At 60.2% G+C, this 19,554-nt stretch carries 16 protein-coding genes; all 16 read right to left on the bottom strand.

The features are described from left to right. Positions 1-58: 58 nt before the first annotated feature. Complete coding sequence (locus tag DXC79_RS02070) at positions 59-418, bottom strand: arsenate reductase family protein (RefSeq protein WP_117564210.1); 360 nt, start codon at positions 416-418, stop codon at positions 59-61. 92 nt (positions 419-510) lie between these two features. Beyond that, positions 511-1,563, bottom strand: coding sequence for a MupG family TIM beta-alpha barrel fold protein (locus DXC79_RS02065; RefSeq protein ID WP_117634811.1), 1,053 nt, complete (start codon positions 1,561-1,563; stop codon positions 511-513). Positions 1,564-1,680: 117 nt separating this feature from the next. Further along, complete coding sequence (locus DXC79_RS02060; protein WP_117634809.1) at positions 1,681-3,111, bottom strand: PTS transporter subunit EIIC; 1,431 nt, start codon at positions 3,109-3,111, stop codon at positions 1,681-1,683. Between the two features lie 57 nt (positions 3,112-3,168). Then, positions 3,169-4,092, bottom strand: coding sequence for an N-acetylmuramic acid 6-phosphate etherase (murQ, locus tag DXC79_RS02055; protein WP_117635081.1), 924 nt, complete (start codon positions 4,090-4,092; stop codon positions 3,169-3,171). 10 nt (positions 4,093-4,102) lie between these two features. Further along, a complete protein-coding gene (locus DXC79_RS02050) occupies positions 4,103-4,954 on the bottom strand; it encodes a MurR/RpiR family transcriptional regulator (protein WP_117634807.1) in 852 nt (283 codons plus the stop codon). A 204-nt stretch (positions 4,955-5,158) separates the two neighbouring features. Continuing rightward, complete coding sequence (locus tag DXC79_RS02045) at positions 5,159-5,740, bottom strand: VanZ family protein (RefSeq protein ID WP_158550941.1); 582 nt, start codon at positions 5,738-5,740, stop codon at positions 5,159-5,161. A gap of 104 nt (positions 5,741-5,844) precedes the next feature. Then, a complete protein-coding gene (locus DXC79_RS02040) occupies positions 5,845-6,450 on the bottom strand; it encodes a recombinase family protein (protein ID WP_117634803.1) in 606 nt (201 codons plus the stop codon). A 177-nt stretch (positions 6,451-6,627) separates the two neighbouring features. Further along, positions 6,628-8,763, bottom strand: coding sequence for a ribonuclease R family protein (locus tag DXC79_RS02035; RefSeq protein ID WP_117634801.1), 2,136 nt, complete (start codon positions 8,761-8,763; stop codon positions 6,628-6,630). A gap of 194 nt (positions 8,764-8,957) precedes the next feature. Then, positions 8,958-9,878 carry a permease-like cell division protein FtsX gene (gene ftsX, locus DXC79_RS02030; protein WP_117634799.1) on the bottom strand — a complete coding sequence of 307 codons (921 nt, stop codon included), beginning with the start codon at positions 9,876-9,878 and terminating at the stop codon, positions 8,958-8,960. Next, on the bottom strand, positions 9,865-11,085 hold the full coding sequence (gene ftsE, locus DXC79_RS02025) for a cell division ATP-binding protein FtsE (protein WP_117634797.1): 1,221 nt from the start codon (positions 11,083-11,085) through the stop codon (positions 9,865-9,867). The genes ftsX and ftsE overlap by 14 nt, the downstream gene beginning before the upstream one ends. 450 nt (positions 11,086-11,535) lie before the next feature. Continuing rightward, positions 11,536-12,477: a transketolase family protein gene (locus DXC79_RS02020; RefSeq protein WP_117634795.1), complete on the bottom strand. Its 942-nt coding sequence runs from the start codon at positions 12,475-12,477 to the stop codon at positions 11,536-11,538. Between the two features lies 1 nt (position 12,478). After that, entirely contained in the window at positions 12,479-13,309 is an 831-nt protein-coding gene (locus DXC79_RS02015) for a transketolase (protein ID WP_117634793.1), read from the bottom strand. A 207-nt stretch (positions 13,310-13,516) separates the two neighbouring features. Then, positions 13,517-14,407 carry a YitT family protein gene (locus DXC79_RS02010; protein WP_117564199.1) on the bottom strand — a complete coding sequence of 297 codons (891 nt, stop codon included), beginning with the start codon at positions 14,405-14,407 and terminating at the stop codon, positions 13,517-13,519. A gap of 165 nt (positions 14,408-14,572) precedes the next feature. Beyond that, the gene (prfB, locus tag DXC79_RS02005) at positions 14,573-15,721 is read right to left on the bottom strand and encodes a peptide chain release factor 2 (RefSeq protein ID WP_117634791.1); all 1,149 of its coding nucleotides are present in this window, start codon (positions 15,719-15,721) and stop codon (positions 14,573-14,575) included. Beyond that, positions 15,721-18,528 (bottom strand): preprotein translocase subunit SecA, encoded by a 2,808-nt coding sequence (gene secA, locus DXC79_RS02000; protein WP_117634789.1) that lies wholly within the window; start codon positions 18,526-18,528, stop codon positions 15,721-15,723. The genes prfB and secA overlap by 1 nt, the downstream gene beginning before the upstream one ends. A gap of 307 nt (positions 18,529-18,835) precedes the next feature. Then, entirely contained in the window at positions 18,836-19,261 is a 426-nt protein-coding gene (gene rpmE, locus DXC79_RS01995; protein ID WP_006235303.1) for a 50S ribosomal protein L31, read from the bottom strand. Between the last annotated feature and the right edge of the window lie 293 nt (positions 19,262-19,554).

Raw genomic sequence — 19,554 nt, 5'->3', positions numbered from 1 at the left:
CCGATGGAAAACACGTCCCACCCTGAGCACTCAAAACGGGTCGCACTTTCCGCAGCCGCTACAGCAACGCCTCGACCCAAGCCGATTCCCTAAAGCCGGGAATCGCAAAGTCGTCGCCCACCAACAGCGGACGCTTAACCAGCATGCCGTCGGTCGCCAGCAGCTCGTAGCACTCCCGATCCGTCATGCCCGCATCTAGACGCGCCTTCAGGCCCAGCTCTCGATATTTCATGCCCGACGAATTAAAGAAGCGCCGCACCGGCAGTCCCGAACGAGCAATCCAGGTCGCAAGCTCATCAGCCGTGGGATTGTCCAAAACGATATCGCGGTCGATATACTCTACCCCGTGTTCGTCCAGCCATGCCTTGGCCTTCTTACAGGTCGAGCACTTGGGATATTCAACAAACAGTACGGTCATGGAAATCCTCCGAATATAGATCGGCCAACGCAGACACACGCCACACGAGGCGCCTTCGCATGATGGGCCAATTGTAGCCCACGGGTCACACGCTAAACGAACCGTACCCCGAATCCGCGTTTGATGAACGGCAGCAGCTCCATTGCCTCGGGCGTGATATGACCCGCAACGTTCATGCGCTCGTCACTGGGAAGATCGACCCGCGCAATCTCAAGCTCGCCTTCGTAGCGCCCATAGCCGCTATTGCTCACAGCGATCGACCCCGTCTTTCGTGACAGGCCGGCACCGGCATCCATCGGCACGGAATCCGGCTTAAGCGTCGTACGCGACTCCTGAGACCTAAAGATGAGGGTGCTCGAATCGGGTCGGTCGTGATGAATCTGCCCACGTACATAGGCATAACCGGGCTCAAGCTCGCATTGCAGGTCCACGTATCCGGTGGAAACATGAGCAAACTGCGTCCAGCCCGCATCGGAAAGATCGGGGTCGCCGACCAACACAATGTCGCAATCGGCGCCATGTGCAAGCTCAAGCATATTGAGAGCAACCTTTGACGCGCGACCGCGCTGCGCCTCGACCGTCGGCAGTCCCTCGAATACCGGCCCGCGAACGTTAGCATCACCCGGCACAAAAGCCATGATTTCGAATCCAAGCGCCGCAAGACGAAGATTCACCCGAGCAATGTCCTCCAGAGCTAAACCGGTATAAGGCTTGGGGTAAAAATTGTGGCAGGCGGCAAAACGAGTCACATCGGCACCGGCCTCACGCCACGATGCGATTTCATCAGAACTCACCGTCGATGCATTGACCACAATGCGAAATACACCGGACAGCTCCGCGACCCGCCGGGCGCTAAAGCCATAGTCCAAACGAAGGTATTCCAACCCCAGATCGCGCAGGTCCTCGATGCGCTCAAGCCCGAGCAAATCGCACGTGCGCGGCCCCACATCGGCAATGAGCGCAATGCCGCGGGCGGAAAGCAGCGACAGCACATGACGGACCTTATCGGCATACGCCGCTCCCCCATCCTCGGGAATATGCAGCGAGGTGAACGCATAGCGCGCACCCGCCGCGGCACCGTGTTCAATCGTCCGCTCAATATCCTGCAGAGGGCTGGAAAGATAAATCGAAATACCCGTTTTCACGCTTCAACACTCCTTTAAAAAAGGCCGGCGGAGCAGTTAGCCCCGCCGGCACAACCATAGCATCAAGAAATCTGCCGCGCGCCGCGAGCCCTAAGCAACACGGCTCGCGATATCAAACTACTCGCCAAAGAACTCGTTGATCTTCTGCTCGTCGACGCCAAAGAACCACGTCAGGACAAAGCCGGCGGCATAGGCAAGCAGCATAGCGGCAACGTAGCCGAGCTGCTGGCCAGGAACGACGATCAGCAGGCCAAACAGACCGGAAACGCCCTGAGAAACCGTGCCGATGTGAAGCAGCGCCGCGAGCGCGCCGCCAAATCCGGCACCCAGGCAGGCCGTCACAAACGGGCGAACGAGCGGCAGCGTAACGGCATACATCAGAGGCTCGCCCACACCCAGAATGCCAACGGGAATGGACTCTGCGACATACTTCTTGAGCTTGGCGTTCTTGGTCTTAAAGTACAGCGCCAGACCGGCACCGACCTGGCCGCCGCCAGCCATCATAAGGATGGGGAGCAGGTAATTGATGCCCTTGGTAGCGCCGTCGGGATCGTTGAGCATAGCGTGGATCGGCGTGAGCGCCTGATGCAGGCCGACGGAAACCAGCGGCAAGAAGCCCGCCGACAGGATATAGCCGCCCAGGACGCCCAGCTTCTCGAAAATAAAGGTCAAAACGCTAAAGATGGCAGTCGTCAGCCATGCGCCAACCGGCTGGATGACGAGCATCAGAGCAAAGGCACCGATGATGAGCACCAGCAGCGGGGACAAAAACGTGTCGAGTGCGTTGGGCATAACCTTGCGAATCTGACGCTCCATCCAGGCAAAAAATGCGCCAGCGATAAGAGCCGCGATCATGCCGCCCGCTGCGGGGTTGTACTGCGCATTGGTGAGCGGCAGCAGAATGGCAGTGGCAGGATCAGCCGCGCCAGGCGCAAGCAGGGGCATGGCACTGTTGGCGATACACATCATGCCGGCGATGCCGCCCAGCGCAGCGGAGCCGCCAAACTCACGTGCCGCGTTATAGCCCACCAAGATGGGCAGATAGGCAAACAGGGCCCAGCCCATGGAACGAATGCCCTGGTACCACCACTCGCCTGCAAGCGCGCCTGCCGTCGAGACGTTAATGACGTTGCAGATACCGTTGATGAGGCCAGCCGCAATGATGCCGGGAAGCAGGGCGACGAAGACATTGGAAATCTTCTTGAGGAAGGCCTGAACCGGCTTGGACTCGTACTTTGCCTTCTGCGCGGCCTTGTTTGTGGCCGCAGCGTCAACCACGCTCTCGTCGGCAACGCCTTTCGCAAGGCCGGTGAGCTTGGAGAACTCCTCGAGCACCTTATTCACCTTGCCCGGCCCCAGCACGATCTGCATCGTGTCGTCCTCGACCAAGCCCATCACGCCGTCGAGTGCCTTAATACCCTCCGTGTCGACGCTGCCCGTGTCTTTGACGGTCACGCGCAGGCGCGTCATGCACGCCGCGTTTGCGAGCACGTTGTCTTTACCGCCCAAAAGGTCCAGCAGCTTTTGAGCCAGCTCTTTGTTCGTCATAACTCCTCCTTGTATTGGGTATCTCGTTTGGATGTCATATCAGCTCACGCCGCGCACCTATTGGGCATCGGCATTGCTCTTCTCATGGCCACTCACCGCAGCACGGACATGGCCTCGCGCTCGCTCAAGAGCTACCGCAGCCTGCTCGACATCGCAGTCCAGCAGTACCGAGACAATAGCGGTTTTTACGTGGCCGCCGGCATCTGCAAGCGCCTGAATAGCGCGCTCGCGCGTGCAACCGGTCGCCTCCATCACGATGTTCTGGCCGCGCACCACCAACTTCTCGTTCGTCTGCTGCACATCGACCATCAGGTTTTGGTATACCTTGCCGATCTTGACCATGGCACCGGTCGAAATCATGTTGAGAATGAGCTTTTGAACCGTTCCCGCCTTGAGCCTCGTTGAGCCGGTCAGCACCTCGGGACCGGGCACGGGTTCAATGGCAAGATCTGCGCTCTCCCCGATCTTCGACCCTTGGTTGCAGGCAATTGCAATGGTCTTGCACCCAGTTGCCCTGGCGTTCACAAGGCCGCCCACCACATAGGGAGTACGGCCGCTTGCCGCCAGGCCAACGACAAGATCCTTGTCCGAGAGTCCACGCTCCCGCAGGTCGCTCGCGCCAAGTTCCTCGCTGTCTTCGGCACCTTCGACAGCCTTGATAAACGCCGTCTCGCCTCCGGCAATGAGCCCGACAATCAGATCGGGTGACACGCCAAACGTGGGCGGACACTCCGAAGCGTCGAGTACGCCCAGACGACCGCTGGTGCCTGCGCCCATGTAAAAGACGCGTCCGCCGCGCTCGAGTGCCTCAGCAGCCCAGTCGATTGCTGTGGCAACCTGGGGCAACACCTTCGTGACCGACTGGACGGCACGAAGATCCTCATCATTCATCGTCGTGACGATTTGCAGCGATGTCATCGTATCGAGGTCCATTGAACTTTGATTACGCTGTTCGGTCGTGAATTTTGTTAAATCGAGCATTTCATTCACCTCATCTTTCCTGTTTCTCGATGTAGTTTTGCTTAATGACATGCGTCGCCCGTTCGTAGTCGCTGGCAACGTAAGCAGCGTACAGGGCATCGACAACCATAAGCTGGGCCATACGCGAAGCCATGGCACCGCTGCGGACCAAGGGTTCACTCGCAGCGACGCCGAGCACGGCATCGGCCACGGTGGCAAGCTTGGATGATCCATCTACTTTGGTAACGGCCACAACGGGACAGTTGTGACGTTGAGCCTCGGCGGTGCAGTCCAGCACCTCTTGCGTCAAGCCCGAGTAGCTAAAGGCGATTGCCATATCGCCCTCATGCATGTTCTTGGCACACAAGAGCTGATCATGCCAGTCGTCGTACAGATGGCACTCCTTGTCGACACGCATGAGCTTTTGCGCCAGATCGTGCGCGACCAAACGAGAGGCACCGATACCGAACAGATTGACCGCACGTGCCCGCTTAAGATAGGCCGCACATCGCTCCAAGACGGTGTAATCGAGCGTTCGCGCCGTCGCTTCGATCGTGCGCACGTTGCTTTTCATCACCTTCCCCACGATACGTTCGACGCTGTCATCCATGGAGATGTCCTCGAGGGCTACGTCTTTCTTGTCACCTAAGAGCGCCAGCTCGGCAATCAGTTCGCGCTGGAACTCCTTGTAGCCCGCAAAACCCAAACGCTTGCAAAAGCGCAAAATGCTCGAGGGCGAGGAGAACGTGACATCGGCAAGACCGCGGACGGACAGCCCGACCACCTCGTGCGGATGAGCGGTTACATATGCGATGACATTGCGTTCCGCCGGGCTTGCGCTGAGCTCACGCTCGCGAAGTCGCAAAAGCAATCCGTTTGCCATCTCAAACACCTCCGTTGAGAAGAATTAAAGACCAACGAACGATTCGTACCGGATACAAACAGCTTTTGCGGTACATTGTGCCGCATCGTGGCGCACAAAGGGAGAGCGTTCTACCGCTCGCCCCTCAAATCCGACCGCTCGGAAATACGCGCGACACAAAATAATTCAACAAGGTCGCATTATCAGAAACGGGTTTGTTACCGGCTAGCGCCTCGCATGGGCGCCGATCGGCCGAGTCGCATAGCGCACCAACGCCGCTGCCAGCAATACCAACAGCATGGCGGTGACATAGCCCGCAGCATCGAATCCTAAATCGATAACGTCGAAATGCCTGCCGGGAACAAAGATCTTATGTGCCTGATCGCCAACGGAGCAGACGGCGCAAAAGAGCAACACGGGCACGCAACGGGAGCATACGCTCCACGGACGCCTGGAAAAGCAAACCACGACCACCGAGGCGAACAATCCGACGAAGAAAAACTCTACGGTATGGGCAACACGTCGGACGTTCGTGCCCACCCACATGCGAATGGAAGCAAGTCGGCCAGACCGGACATTCGAAGCAGCCGAATCGGTGCACCCGGTCATCCCGTTCTCGGTCTGAGCTTCACCCGCGACATCGGCAGCCTGTACGCCCGTAGCCTGACCCTCCACCACACGCGCGGTGGACTCGCTCAGCAACGACGTCTCCACCGCATTTTGCTCCGTCAGCACCCAGATGCCCGCCAGCGTTGCAGCGAACAGAACGATCGCGGTCCATCCGATTATTTGTTTTACGCGCGCCAAGGGCCTACCTCCTTTTTTGAATATCAGCGAGTGTAGCCCCAAATGACATCGCCATCGTATCAAAATTTGAATCGCAACAGGAAGCGACAAAGCGACGCAAACCCCTACCCCGCCTCGCGCATCCAGCGATCAAACGTCCCCACGCACACGCCCAGGCACTTTGCTGCCTGGCTGCGGGTAATATCGCCCGCCTCATAGCTATCCCGTACCAGATCAAACTGAGGAGGGCACGGCTTGCGAGGTCGACCGAAACGGACCCCTCGCGCCCGCGCCGCTGCAATTCCCTCCGCTTGGCGCCGATGGATATTCTCGCGCTCCACCTGCGCCACGTAGCTCAGCAGTTGCAGCACAATATCGGCAATCAGGGTATTAGTCACATCCGGCGTGCCGCTTGCCCTGACGCGCGTGTCAAGCAATGGCATGTCCAACACCACAATGGCAACCCCGAGCTCCTTGGTAATGCGTCGCCATTCCTCAAGAATCTCAGAGTAATTACGGCCAAGTCGGTCGATAGAAAGCACCACCAGCACGTCCCCGTCTCCCAGGACGTGCAGCAGCTCGCGATACCTCGGGCGATCGAAGTCCTTGCCGCTCGCATGGTCGGCATAAATATTCGCCGAGCCCACGCCATAGGCGCCCAGCGCATCCAGCTGCCGATTAAGATTCTGATCGCGCGAACTCACCCGCGCATAACCGTACACCGTCGCCATCTCATCCCCGCTTTCTTGTAAACCTGCCAAAAAGGGACAGGTTTATTTTGGTAGGTTTTACCTCTCAAATAGCAGGTAAGCGGGCGGCCGAGCAGACGGCAAGGTAGCCACGATTCAAATGCGAAAGGCGGCCCCGAAAGACCGCCCTCCGCTCTCCCGCCGCGAGTCGGGATTTGGCTAATGGATAAGCTTAAAGTCCAAGTGCCCGCGCGTGGTATTGACGCGCGAGACCTCGATGATCACGCGCTGACCCAGTTCATAGCGAGTCCCCGTGTCGGCGCCCGTCAGCGTAAGCGCGTCCTCGTCGAACTCGAACCACTCGTTGCCCAGGCTCTTAATTGAAACCAGGCCCTCGACCTGCGTCAAATCCAGGCGTACGAACAGGCCCATACTGCTAACCCACGAGACGGTTCCGGTATAGCGCTCGCCCAGACGGTCCTCATAGTACTGGGCAATCTTAATCTTTTGCGTCGCATGGCTGGCGGCATCTGCCGCGCGCTCGGCATCGCTGCATGCGCGGCAGATCTGCGGCAGAATGCGTGGCAGCGACTCGCGCCCCTTGCCGATCAGCCGCGGCGTACGGACCAAGGCGTCCTTGCCGCCGAGCTGCTCATAGGCCAACTGCAGCTTGAGTACGCGGTGCACCACCAGATCGGGGTAGCGACGGATGGGACTCGTAAAGTGACAGTAGCACGGCGCGGCGAGCGCAAAGTGGCCCTCGTTGCGCGGCTTGTACAGCGCGCGCTGCATGCTGCGCAGAAGCAGCGTGTTGACGAGCGGTGCGTTGGCCGTACCGGCGGCAGCATCGACTGCAGCCTGCAGCTCATCGGGACTCCCCAGGGCAATACCGGCAGCGCGGCGATCGTCGATGATGCCTAGCTGCGCCAGCGCAACGGCGGCACCGTGCAGGCTATCGGGGCTCGGATCCTCATGCACGCGATAGCAGGCCTCGATATCACGGTCTGCCAGCCACTCTGCAACGCACTCGTTGGCGAGCAGCATGGCTTCCTCGATAAGCGACGTGGCACACGAACGCTCGCGCGCCACAATCTGCACGGGTACTCCGTCCTCATCCAATAGAGCGCGAATCTCGGCCGTGTCAAAATCGACTGAGCCGCGAGCACGACGAATACGACGGCGAAGTTCGGCGAGTTCGTTGGCGGCGACGAGGAAATCGCCGAGGTCGACGTTGTAGCCGCGGGCGGCTTCCTCGCACGCAAGACCGCGCTCAAGCGCGTCCTCGCGCGAGGCCTCAGCAGCCTCAACATCTTCAGCGGCACCCTCCAGCACCGAATACTCAACCGCGCCGGCACGCACCAGCAGCGCCTCGGCGCCGTCATAGTCCATACGCACACGCGAGCGAATCACGCTGGGGTACGGATCGTAATGCCGCACGCGACCCTGCTCATCGAGTTCGATATCGACGGTAAACGCAAGACGGTCCTCGTCAGGTCGAAGCGAGCACAGGTCACAGGACAGGCGTTCGGGCAGCATGGGAAGCACGCGATCGGCCAGATAAACCGATGTCGTACGATGGCGAGCCTCAAGATCGATATGCCCGTCCCAAGCCACATAGTGTGAAACGTCGGCGATATGCACGCCCAGCTTGTAGCCACCCTCGGGCGTGCGCTCCAGCGAAATGGCATCGTCAAAGTCGCGCGCGTCGATTGGGTCGATCGTGATGACAAAGCGGTCGCGCAGATCGCGGCGGAGCGGGTCCTTAAGCGCCGCGGGCACATCGAGCGAAAGCCCCTCGGCCTCGTCCAGCGCGGCCTCGGGATAGCTATCGGTATAGCCGTAACGCGCCATCACATATTGAACACCCAAATCGGGCGCGTCATCTCCGCCAATGCGGCGTTCGATCGTCACAGTGCCCGATTCCAGGCGCGTCGGGTAGGTCAAAATGCGCGCGACAACAGCATCACCCGGGTGGACACCCAGACGATCCGCCGAGGTATCCTCGGGCAGAATGAAGAAGTCGGCCTTCAGGCGCGAATCGAGCGGCTCAATCACACCGAGCGGACCGGCGGTCTGGTACGTGCCCACCACGCTTATAGCTGCGCGCTCAACCACGCCCTCGATCACGGCGCGACGCTCGCCATGCGGGCTGTTCTTAATGCTCACGGCAACGGTATCGCCGTCCATGATCTCGCGCTTACCGCGGCCCATGACCTTGTAGTCGCCATTCTCGGTTATGACATAGGCACTGTGCTCATGGAGCTGCACGCGCCCGGTCAGGCTCGGACGGCGTTCGCTGCGCACCGGCCCGCGCTTATTGCGAGCTCCACGCTTATGCTTGTTATTGCGCCCCATGGCGCCTCCTAACTATCGATTGCCGTTTACATCCCAAGAGTCTACCCAAATGATCCCTAGGGGACGAAGGAAAACGGATCACATAGATAGACCAACGCGACGATGATCCACAATCATGCCGTCCCCTAGGGATCAAAAAAAACGGGCCGCCCCATAAGAGACGACCCGTTGGAAGGGATGAATTCCAGGCATGCCTACACGCGCAGGTAGCGGCGCATGGCGATGGCAGAACCAAAGAGACCGATAATCACGCCGACCAGAATCAGCGCAGCATAGGTCACCAGGTAGTACTGCATCGGCAGGGCAAACGACATCCAGCCGATGCTCTCCTGCAGACGCGGAATCATCAGATTACGCAGCAGCTCCAGAACGCCGATGGAAAGCAGCGAGCCCAAAATGGCCTGCAGTACGCCCTCGGTGATAAACGGGCCACGAATGAAGCCGTTGCTGGCGCCGACCAGACGCATAATCGCAATCTCACGACGACGCGCCGTGATGGACAGGCGAATCGTGTTGTTGATGAAGATGAATGCGATAAAGGTCAGAAGGCCAACGAGCACCACGGCGGCGATGCGGATGTAGTTGGTCACCTGGAACAGGCGGCTCACTTCCTCCTGGCCGTACAGCACGCTCGCGTTGACGTCGCCGTCATCCGCGATCTTCTGGAAATCGGCATTCTTCTTGAGCTTCTTGGCCGTGCTCTCGACCTTGGACGGATCGTCCATCTCAATTGCAAACGAAGCTGGCAGCGGGTTCTGGCCATCGAGCGCGCTCATGGTGGCGTCGGCGTTGCCCGACATCTTGCTCGTATACTCGGCCAGCGCGTCGTCCTTGTCCTTATAGGTAACGGACTTGACGTTATTCCACGTCTTAAGCTCGGCCTCAAAAGCCTGGACATCGGCCTGATCGGCGTCATCGCTAATGAACGCGTTGATGACAACCTGATCCTCGACGGTGCCGATCACGGAATTCAGCATCGCGGAGCCCATGATAAACAGGCCGATGATAAACAGCGAAAGGAAGATCGTGATGACGGCGCCGAGCGAGGTAGTCCAGTTACGGAAGAAGTGGCTGATTGCCTCTTTGAAGGAGTAGCCCACGTTAGTTGGTGCCATAGTTGCCGTAACCTCCCCTCTCCTGGTCGCGGATAACGTGGCCGCCCTCGAGGGCGATCACGCGACGGTGCATGCTATCGACCATCTCGCGGTCGTGCGTGGCGACGATCACGGTGGTGCCGGTGCGGTTAATACGCTCGAGCAGTTTCATGATGCCCAGCGAGATCGCCGGGTCGAGGTTACCCGTGGGCTCGTCACAGATCAAAAGCGGCGGGCGGTTGACCATAGCGCGGGCGACGGCAACGCGCTGCTGCTCGCCACCGGAAAGCTGGTCGGGCAGCGAGTCCATCTGATCGGCAAGACCGACCAGACGCAGCACCTCGGGCACCTGACTGCGAATGACGCCCTTGGGCTTGCCGATGCACTGCAGGGCAAACGCCACGTTTTCGTAGGCGGTCTTTTGCGGCAGAAGCTTAAAGTCCTGGAACACGGCGCCAATCTGGCGGCGCAGGAACGGAACCTTACGGTTCTTGATCTTCATGAGGTCCTGACCGGCAACCAGGATGCGGCCGCTCGTCGGCTTGACGTCGCGGTTGAGCGTCGACAGTAGCGTGGTCTTACCCGAGCCGGAGTGACCGACCAGGAAGACGAACTCGCCCGGATAGATCTCGATGTTGATGTCGTCGAGTGCAGGCTTGTTGGGCTGTGCCGGATAGATCTTGGTGACATGCTCCATAAGGATGACGGGCTCGACACCGGCCTGCTTGGCCATCTTCTTGCGGCTGGCCTGCGGATCGATAGGCGCAAACACCGACGTGAAATCGGGGTTGTTGAGCGCGTTATCGAGGCTTGCGACCTCGGCGGCCTGATCGCTCTCGACCACCGGGGCAGCAGGCTGCGTGGGGTCGGGAATAGCGGCAAAGAGACCGGACTGCGCAGGCTGAGGAGCCGGCGTCGCAGGGGCCATGGGGTCGGGAATGCCGGCCATGGTAGGCTGCGGCGTGGCGGCGCCAGCCTGAGGCTGCTCCACGCGAGCGGTCACGGCCTGAACGGGCTCAAAACCCGCCGTGCCGGAAAGCGCGACATCGCTGGTTGGATTATAGGCAAAGGGATCGGATGCCGGCTGTGCCTGATCTGCCGGCTGAGCGGGGGCCTGAGCAACAGGCTGGCCCTCTGAATCCGGAGTGGCGAAACGACTGCCCTGGACGCCTGCCTGCGTCTTGGGGGCATCATCGCCCGCACCGGAGGTACGGAAGTGGTTACCCACTGGTGCTCCTTATCGTCGTGCGTTTAAACTACATGAGCGCTTTGTATTTTAGCAGCATTAGCTTTGCTGCACATAAGAAGCATGGCGGGGTTTGGGTCTCACCGGCCGGGCGCAGGGTTACCTCCCAAATCGTCCTCGCGCATGGCCGGCATTTGTCCTGCTCCTGCGGAGCTGCGGACAAACGCCGGCCTGCGCTGCGGAAAGATTTGGGAGGTAACCCTGCGCCCGGCCTGCGGCTACTATGGGGCCGACGCACCAACTTGAGATGCTGCGCATACAAAGTTGGAAGGGTCTGAATTGCACTTTGTTGGGATGGGCCCGTTTCCCCATGGGAACTTTGCTTGGCAGGACTCTAATTTAAATTCAGCATAAACAGGGGCGCCCTCTTTGAGGACGCCCCTGTTCTGGCTTGTTTGCGGTTGTCGAAGCGATGCTTTGCCTCGCCTTGCCTTATGCCAAGAACTCCTTGGTGGTCGCCACGATGTTGGCGGCGTCCAGGCCGTACTTGTGCAGGAGCTCGGCACCCGGGCCAGACTCACCGAAGGTGTCGTTGACGCCGATCTTCTTGAGCGGCGTCGGACACTGCTCGCACAGGACGTCGGCAACGGCGCCGCCCAGGCCACCGATCACAGAGTGCTCCTCGACGGTCACGACGTGGCCGGTCTTGGTGGCGCTCTTGACGATCAGGTCGGCATCGATGGGCTTGATGGTGTGCATGTTGATGACCTCGGCATCGATGCCCTCGGCAGCAAGCTGCTCGGCGGCCTCGAGAGCCTCGCCGACCATCAGACCGCAGGCGATGATGGTCACATCGGCGCCCTCGCGCATGACAATGCCGCGGCCCAACTCGAACTTGTAGGTCTCGGGGTCGTTGATAACCGGCGAGGCCAAGCGGGCGAAACGCATGTACACCGGGCCGTCGCACTCGTAGGCGGCGCGCGTCACGGCGCGGGCCTCGACGTCGTCGGCAGGAACGATCACAGTCATGCCGGGGATGACGCGCATGAGGGCGATATCCTCGCAGCACTGGTGCGTGGCGCCATCCTCGCCCACCGAGATACCAGCGTGCGTGGCACCGATCTTGACGTTAAGGTGCGGATAGCCGATGGAGTTACGGACCTGCTCAAAGGCGCGGCCGGCGGCGAACATGGCAAAGGTGCTCGCAAAGGCAACGCGACCGGTGGTCGCGATACCGGCGGCGACGCCCATCAGGTTGCTCTCGGCAATGCCCACATCGAAGAAGCGATCGGGGCAGGCAGCCTTAAACTTGCCGGTCTGCGTGGCAGCAGCCAGGTCGGCGTCGAGGACCACAAAGTCGTCGTGCTCGTTGGCGAGCTCGACGAGGGCCTCGCCGTAGCTTACACGCGTGGCGATTTTCTTGACGTCTGCCATCCTAGAGCTCCTCTCCGGCGGCCGTGAGCTCTGCCATGGCCTGCTCAAACTGTTCATCGTTGGGGGCCTTGCCGTGCCAACCAACCTGGTTCTCCATAAAGGACACGCCCTTGCCCTTCAGGGTCTCGGCGATAATGGCGGTCGGCTGGCCCTTGGTAGCGCGAGCCTCGGCAAAGGCGGCGCGAATCTGATCGAAATCGTTGCCGTCGGCAAGCTCCACCACGTGGAACTTAAAGGCGCGGAACTTGTCTGCCAGCGGCATGGGGTCGTTGACTTCCTCGACGGGACCGTCGATCTGCAGGCCGTTGTGGTCGACGATCACACAGAGGTTGTCGAGCTGCTGGTTGCCGGCAAACATGGCGGCCTCCCAGACCTGGCCCTCCTCGCTCTCGCCATCGCCCAGCAGGGCGTACGTGCGATAAGTATCGCCCCAGTGCTTGGCGGCAACGGCCATGCCAACGGCGGCGGAGATGCCCTGGCCGAGCGAACCGGTGGACATGTCAACGCCCGGAGTGTCGTTCATGTTGGGATGACCCTGCAGGTGGCTGCCGATGTGGCGCAGCGTCTCAAGATCCTCCTTGGGGAAGAACCCACGCTCGGCGAGCACAGCGTACAGACCAGGTGCACAGTGGCCCTTGGAAAGCACAAAGCGATCGCGATCGGCCTTGCGGGGATGGGCCGGGTCGACGTTCATTTCCTCAAAGTACAGATAGGTCATGATGTCGGCAGCGCCGAGCGAACCGCCCGGATGGCCGGACTTGGCAGCGTGCACGCCGGTGACGATGCCCTTCCTTACCTCGTTGGCAACCTTTTTGAGCTCTTCGTCGCTCATTGTGCCTTCCTTTCATCCTCTTTAGACAAGATGCGCACGGCACCGAAGGTAATCCCAACACAGCCGCAATGCACGTACGCCATTCATTATGCTGGAAACTGATGGCTTTACCAGAGTTTTTATCATTATTTGAACAATTTAGCAGGCAGAACCGCTGATGAAACGGTTTATCAATGTGAACGTCTTTTGGATGGGACGCGGTCGGCCCTACGCGCTAATATCCTTGAATCCCTCGCCGAAAGCTTCCGTAACGTCGGCGACCGTCACAATGGCGTGAGGATCGCGCTCGCGCACGATCGTCTTGAGGGTATTGAGCTCTCGACGGCTCACGATGACCATGATCACCGGCTTCTCGGCACCCGAATACATGCCAGTCGCCTTAAACTTGGTACAACCACGACCCAGGCCATACATGATATCGGCAGCGATATCAGGGAACTTGTCCGAGATGATGAGTACCATACGGCGTTTGTTGCCACCATCGACCACGGCATCGATCACGTAGCCGCTAATGACCATCGAAAGGCCTGCATATAGTGCATTTTCGATTGAAAAGACCGGAGCCGACAGCGCACATACGGCAACATCGATCGCCATGACGGTCGAGCCCACGGGCAGCGAGGTATTACGCGAGATGATTTGGCCAATCGTGTCCGAGCCGCCGGTGTTGGCGCCGGCGCGCAGCACCATGCCATAACCGATGCCCGTGATGATGCCGCCCCACATAGCGGGCAGCATCAGATCGGCATGTGCCAGCGGCGCCACAAACGGAGCGAACAGGTCGGTGAAAAAGCCCAGCAGCACAAAGCCCGTCGCCGTCTGCACCACGTAGAACATGCCGCCCTCGCGCATAACGACCAGCAGCAGCAAGGCGTTCATCACGATCGTCTGAATACCAACGGGAAGCGATAGACCGCGCGATGCGCCGACCGCCTGGATAATGGTGGCAAGGCCCGTAACGCCACCGGCAGCAAGGCCGTTGGGAATCAAAAACAGGTCGGTCGCAATAGCGGCCAGAGCGCACCCCAACATAATCTGGGGCAGGTCGTGAAAGAAGTTCATCGAAAGAATGCGCTTAATGTCCAGACGATATGCCATGCTGCCTCCCTCAAAAAAGCGCACCCAAACGGATGCGCTTCGAACTTCTTGCTGTATTCGATTCTACCGATTCGCCGGACAAAAACCACCCCTGCGCAGGGTTTATTCCGGATACAAACCCGTCCAACCGTTGGGCTTAGCATCGGCTTGAAGCCGCCCGATGTTTTAAATCTCCGAGCCTTCTGCATCGGCGTTGCCGGTGGCCCAGCGATGATAGCCAATAACAAACGGGTCCAGGTCGCCATCGTCAAGAACGGCCTCGACATTGCTGGTCTCCACACCCGAGCGCAGATCCTTGACCATCTGGTACGGGTAGAGCACGTAGCTGCGAATCTGGTTGCCAAAACCGATCGTGGTTTTGGGTCCGCGAATCTCATCGAGCGCCTCGGCGCGCTTCTCGAGCTCAATCTCGTACAGGCGAGCCTTGAGGATCTGCATGCACGCGGCCTTGTTCTGGATCTGGCTGCGCTCGTTTTGGCAGGTAACCACAATGCCACTGGGAAAATGCGTCACGCGCACGGCGGAGTCGGTGGTGTTGACACCCTGACCGCCCGGGCCGCTCGCGTGGTACACGTCCACGCGGATGTCATCGGAACTGATCTCGATGTCGATATCATCGGGTAGCACGGGGATGACCTCAACGCCAGCGAACGTGGTCTGGCGGCGCTTCTTGTCGTCGGTGGGGCTAATTCGTACCAGGCGGTGCACACCGGCCTCGGCGCGCAGCATGCCAAATGCGTCCTTGCCCTCGACGGTAAAGGTCGCGCGGTCGATGCCGATGACCTCAGCAGCGGGGCAGTCGTTAATCGTGACCTTCCAGCCGCGACGCTGGCAGTACTTCATGTACATCTTAAAGAGCATGAAGGTCCAGTCCTGGGCCTCCAGACCACCCTGTCCGGGCTTGATGGTCACAATGGCATCGCCGTGATCGAACTCACCGGTAAACCAGCTCGAAAGCTCAAGCTCATCGATGGCACGGGCCAGGCGCTCAGCCGTGGCTGTAGCCTCCTCGCGAAGGGCGGCGGCATCGGGGTCATCCCCCATCTCCTCGGCAAGCTCCAGCGCGGCGCGGGCATCGGAAAGCTCGCCGCGCGCGTTGTCCACGGCGGCGATATCTTCCTTGGTGCGCGCGATTTCCTCCATGGTGGCACGGGCGGCGTCGGCGTCATCCCAAAAGCCGGGGGCCACGCTTTTGGCCTCGAGCTCGGTCACGCGCGTGCGCTTTTCGTCCAAGTGGAGATACGACTCGACCTCGTCGAGCCGGTCCGCAAACGCGTCCAGCTCGGCGGGCGTTACCTCTAAAGCCTCAGCCATTAACGATTCCTGCCGTGGCAGTACTTAAACTTCTTGCCGCTACCGCAGGGGCACGGGTCGTTGCGGCCCACGTTGACGTACGGATCGTCGCTCTCGGACTTGCGATAGGTGGTCACCTTGCCACCGTTGTTGACGGCAGCCGGACCACCCTGGACAGCCGTGCGGGCCTGCACCTGCGCCTGCTTGCGCAGCACCGAGTCGCCGTTGTCACCATCGACCTCGGCAGGACCGGAGAAGTGCGCACCCTCGAGCGCGGGCTCCTCCTTGTGCTCCACGGCACGCGGGGCACCCTTGATCTCGATGCGCAGAACCGTGCGCAGGTAATCCTCGTACATGGTGTCGACGAGGATCTGGAACGCGCCGTAGGCCTCGGTCTTGTACTCGACCAGCGGGTCGCGCTGGCCAAAGCCGCGCAGGCCGATGCCGGTCTTGAGATAGTCCATCTCCTGCAGGTAGTTCATCCAGCGGGTATCGATGACGCGCAGCATGACCTGGGTGTTGAGCTCGCGCATCAGGTCCTCGCCCAAGCGCTCGGCCTTCATGTTGTAGCACTTCTCTACGTAAGCCAGGACATCGGCAGCCAGAGCCTCATAATCCTCGTCGGGGAACTTCGGCGTATCGATGTGGCCGGTGAGCTCCACAACCCACTTGCGCAGGCCCTCCAGGTCGCGCTCGCCATCGTGACTGTCCTTGGTGCAGAACTCCTGAACGCAGCGGTACACAGTGTCGTGCATGACCTCGGTGATGTGGTCGGTCAGGTCCTTGCCGTCCAGAATCTTATTGCGCTCAGCGTAGATGACCTGGCGCTGCTTGTTCATGACGTCATCGTACTCAAGGACGCTCTTGCGCATGGAGAAGTTGATGCTCTCGACCTTGTGCTGGGCGCTCTCGACGGCCTTGGAGATGATCTTGTGCTGGATGGGCATGTCGTCGCCCATGTCGGCCGTAACCATCATCTTGGAGACGCGGTCCATCTTGTCGCCGCCGAACAGGCGCATGAGGTCGTCCTCGAGCGACAGGTAGAACTGGGTCTCGCCCGGATCGCCCTGACGGCCGGAGCGGCCGCGCAGCTGGTTGTCGATACGACGGGACTCGTGGCGCTCGGTGCCGATAACGGTCAGGCCGCCGGCGGCAAGCACGCGCTCGCGCTCGGCCTTGCAGGTCTCCTTGGCCTCGGCGTTAAACTGCTCAAGCTGCTCGGGCGTCACGTCCTCCATGGTCAGGCCCTCGTACTCAAGGCGCTCGCGCACCAGCTCGTCGGGGTTGCCGCCCAACAGGATGTCGGTACCACGACCGGCCATGTTGGTAGCGATGGTCACGGCGCCGTAGCGTCCGGCCTGGGCAACGATATGAGCCTCGCGCTCATGGTGCTTGGCGTTGAGGACCTCGTGCGCGATGCCGCGCTTGGTAAGGGCGGCCGACAGCTTCTCGGAGCTCTCGATGGAGACGGTGCCCACCAGGACCGGCTGGCCCTTGGCGTGACGACGCTCAACGTCGTCGGCAACGGCGTTGTACTTAGCCTGAATGGTGCGGTAGACCAGGTCCTCGTGGTCCACGCGCTGCACGGGCTTGTTGGAGGGGATGACCTCGACGGGCAGCTTGTAGATCTCGCGGAACTCGGCGTCCTCGGTGAGTGCCGTACCGGTCATACCGGAGAGCTTGTCATACAGGCGGAAGTAGTTCTGCAGGGTGATGGTCGCCAGCGTCTGGTTCTCCTCGCGCACGAGCACGCCCTCTTTGGCCTCGATGGCCTGGTGCAGGCCCTCGGAGTAACGGCGGCCTTCCATAATGCGGCCGGTGAACTCGTCGACGATCTTGACCTCGCCGTTGGTGACCACATACTGCTTGTCGCGGTGGAACATGTACTGGGCCTTCAGCGCCTGCTGCAGGTGGTTGACCAGCTGGCCGGAGAGATCGGCATAGATGTCATCGATACCCAGGCGGCGCTCGATCTTCTTAAGACCGCGCTCGGTGGCAGCGATGGTGTGCTTGGCCTCGTCCATGACGTAGTCGCCCGTGGGTTCAACGTCCTCGGTGGCGGTAAGCATGTCGTGCGACACGTCCTCGCCGCGCTCAAGGCCACGCACGGCACGCGCGAAGTCCTTGTAGGTACTGGCGGACTTGGTGCCAGCGCCCGAGATGATCAGCGGGGTGCGAGCCTCATCGATCAGGATGGAGTCGACCTCGTCGACGATGGCGTAGTTGTGACCGCGCTGCACGCGCTGCTCGGGGCGGGTGACCATGTTGTCGCGCAGGTAATCAAAGCCGAACTCGGAGTTGGTGCCGTAGGTGACGTCGGCCTGGTAGGCCGGGCGCTTGAGCTCGAGCGGCATGTTGTTCTGGAGCAGACCGACGGTCATGCCCAAGTACTTATAGATGCGGCCCATCCACTCGGAGTCGCGCTTGGCAAGGTAATCATTGACGGTAACGACATGCACGCCCTTGCCGGCGATAGCGTTGAGGTAGCCGGCCAAGGTGGAGACGAGCGTCTTGCCCTCGCCGGTCTTCATCTCGGCGATGTGGCCCTCGTGCAGTGCCATGGCGCCAATGAGCTGCACGTCAAAGTGGCGCATACCCATGGTGCGCTTGGAAGCCTCGCGCACGGTGGCAAAAGCCTCGGGGAGCATGTCGTCGAGCGACTCGCCGTTGGCGTAACGCTCGCGGAACTTATCGGTCTGGCCGCGGAGCTCTTCCTCGGTCATCTTCTCAAACTGGGGCTCAAGACCGTTGATCTGGTCGACGATCTTGTAGTAGCGCTTAAGGTCCTTATCGGATCCAAAGGACAGCAGCTTTGACATGAATCCCATGTGGTTTTCCTTTTTGGCCATCGCCCACGCCGTGCAGCTGCGGGCGAGTTAAACACAGATGATTGTACTTTAGCCAAACAAGGCGCGGCCTATACGGTCGACCTCGACCGCCACGTAATAACTATGACCAACCTGCCACAATGGGACAGGTTTATTTTGGCAAGTTTTATCTGAGCAAACGCCGTCTCTCTGCCATTTGGTGCCACGGGGACAGGTTAGCTTGCACCAATAAAAAGAAAAGGGCCGCGCACCCAAATGGATGCACGGCCCTTGTGCCATGAATGCGAGCGATTCCGCGGCGAGCTATTTACTCAGCAGCCTCGGTGGTCTCGGCCTCGGCAGCGGCCTCCTCGACGGGAGCCTCTGCGGGAGCCTCGGCGGCCTGCTTGGCAGCCTCCTCGGCGAACTTAGCAGCACGCTTAGCCTTCTCGGCGGCCTTAGCCTCAGCGGCGGCCTTGCGAGCGGCCTCGGCCTCAGCAGCCTTGGCGGCCTTGGCAGCCTTGGCCTCCTCAGCCTTCTTGAGCTGGGCGGCAGCGGCGCCACCGAACTTGTCGGCGAAGCGCTGGACGCGTCCACCGGTGTCGACGAACTTCTGCTGGCCGGTGTAGAACGGGTGGCACTCGTTGCAAAGCTCGACCTTCATCTCGGACACGGTAGCGTGCGTCTTGAAGGTGTTGCCGCAGGAGCACGTCACCGTGCACTCGACATACTGGGGATGGATACCCTGCTTCATGGTAGGACTCCTTATTGGTCAGGCGCTGGTTACCGATCAGCGCATAAGGCGTCTTGGTTTCCGACCAAGACAACAAACTCGGCTATGGTACCACGGCGCCGAGCGTCCCACAAAAGGTTCACGGTCTTTTCGGAACGACACGAGCTGGACCTTAAATATCAACTTCATCCGAACACTCCCCCACATTCATCTCTCGTATGTATCGAGGTATTCCTGCTTGAGCGTCTGCGAGGACGACTCGATCTTTTCCACGAGCGTGCCGGCCTCGATGAAGTAGAACGAGTTGGTGAGGT

Origin of the sequence: Collinsella sp. TF08-11AT, from assembly GCF_003437035.1 — a bacterium.
Lineage (GTDB): Bacteria > Actinomycetota > Coriobacteriia > Coriobacteriales > Coriobacteriaceae > Collinsella.
Note: the sequence above shows the minus strand (reverse complement) of the source record. Positions and strands in the feature narration are given on the sequence as shown.

Coding starts and splice junctions, on each gene's coding strand:
- DXC79_RS02070 (WP_117564210.1), bottom strand. CDS start 418: ATGACCGTACTGTTTGTTGAATATCCCAAGTGCTCGACCTGTAAGAAG.
- DXC79_RS02060 (WP_117634809.1), bottom strand. CDS start 3,111: ATGACGAACAAAGAGCTGGCTCAAAAGCTGCTGGACCTTTTGGGCGGT.
- murQ (WP_117635081.1), bottom strand. CDS start 4,092: ATGCTCGATTTAACAAAATTCACGACCGAACAGCGTAATCAAAGTTCA.
- DXC79_RS02050 (WP_117634807.1), bottom strand. CDS start 4,954: ATGGCAAACGGATTGCTTTTGCGACTTCGCGAGCGTGAGCTCAGCGCA.
- DXC79_RS02040 (WP_117634803.1), bottom strand. CDS start 6,450: ATGGCGACGGTGTACGGTTATGCGCGGGTGAGTTCGCGCGATCAGAAT.
- DXC79_RS02035 (WP_117634801.1), bottom strand. CDS start 8,763: ATGGGGCGCAATAACAAGCATAAGCGTGGAGCTCGCAATAAGCGCGGG.
- ftsX (WP_117634799.1), bottom strand. CDS start 9,878: ATGGCACCAACTAACGTGGGCTACTCCTTCAAAGAGGCAATCAGCCAC.
- DXC79_RS02020 (WP_117634795.1), bottom strand. CDS start 12,477: ATGGCAGACGTCAAGAAAATCGCCACGCGTGTAAGCTACGGCGAGGCC.
- DXC79_RS02015 (WP_117634793.1), bottom strand. CDS start 13,309: ATGAGCGACGAAGAGCTCAAAAAGGTTGCCAACGAGGTAAGGAAGGGC.
- DXC79_RS02010 (WP_117564199.1), bottom strand. CDS start 14,407: ATGGCATATCGTCTGGACATTAAGCGCATTCTTTCGATGAACTTCTTT.
- prfB (WP_117634791.1), bottom strand. CDS start 15,721: ATGGCTGAGGCTTTAGAGGTAACGCCCGCCGAGCTGGACGCGTTTGCG.
- secA (WP_117634789.1), bottom strand. CDS start 18,528: ATGGGATTCATGTCAAAGCTGCTGTCCTTTGGATCCGATAAGGACCTT.
- rpmE (WP_006235303.1), bottom strand. CDS start 19,261: ATGAAGCAGGGTATCCATCCCCAGTATGTCGAGTGCACGGTGACGTGC.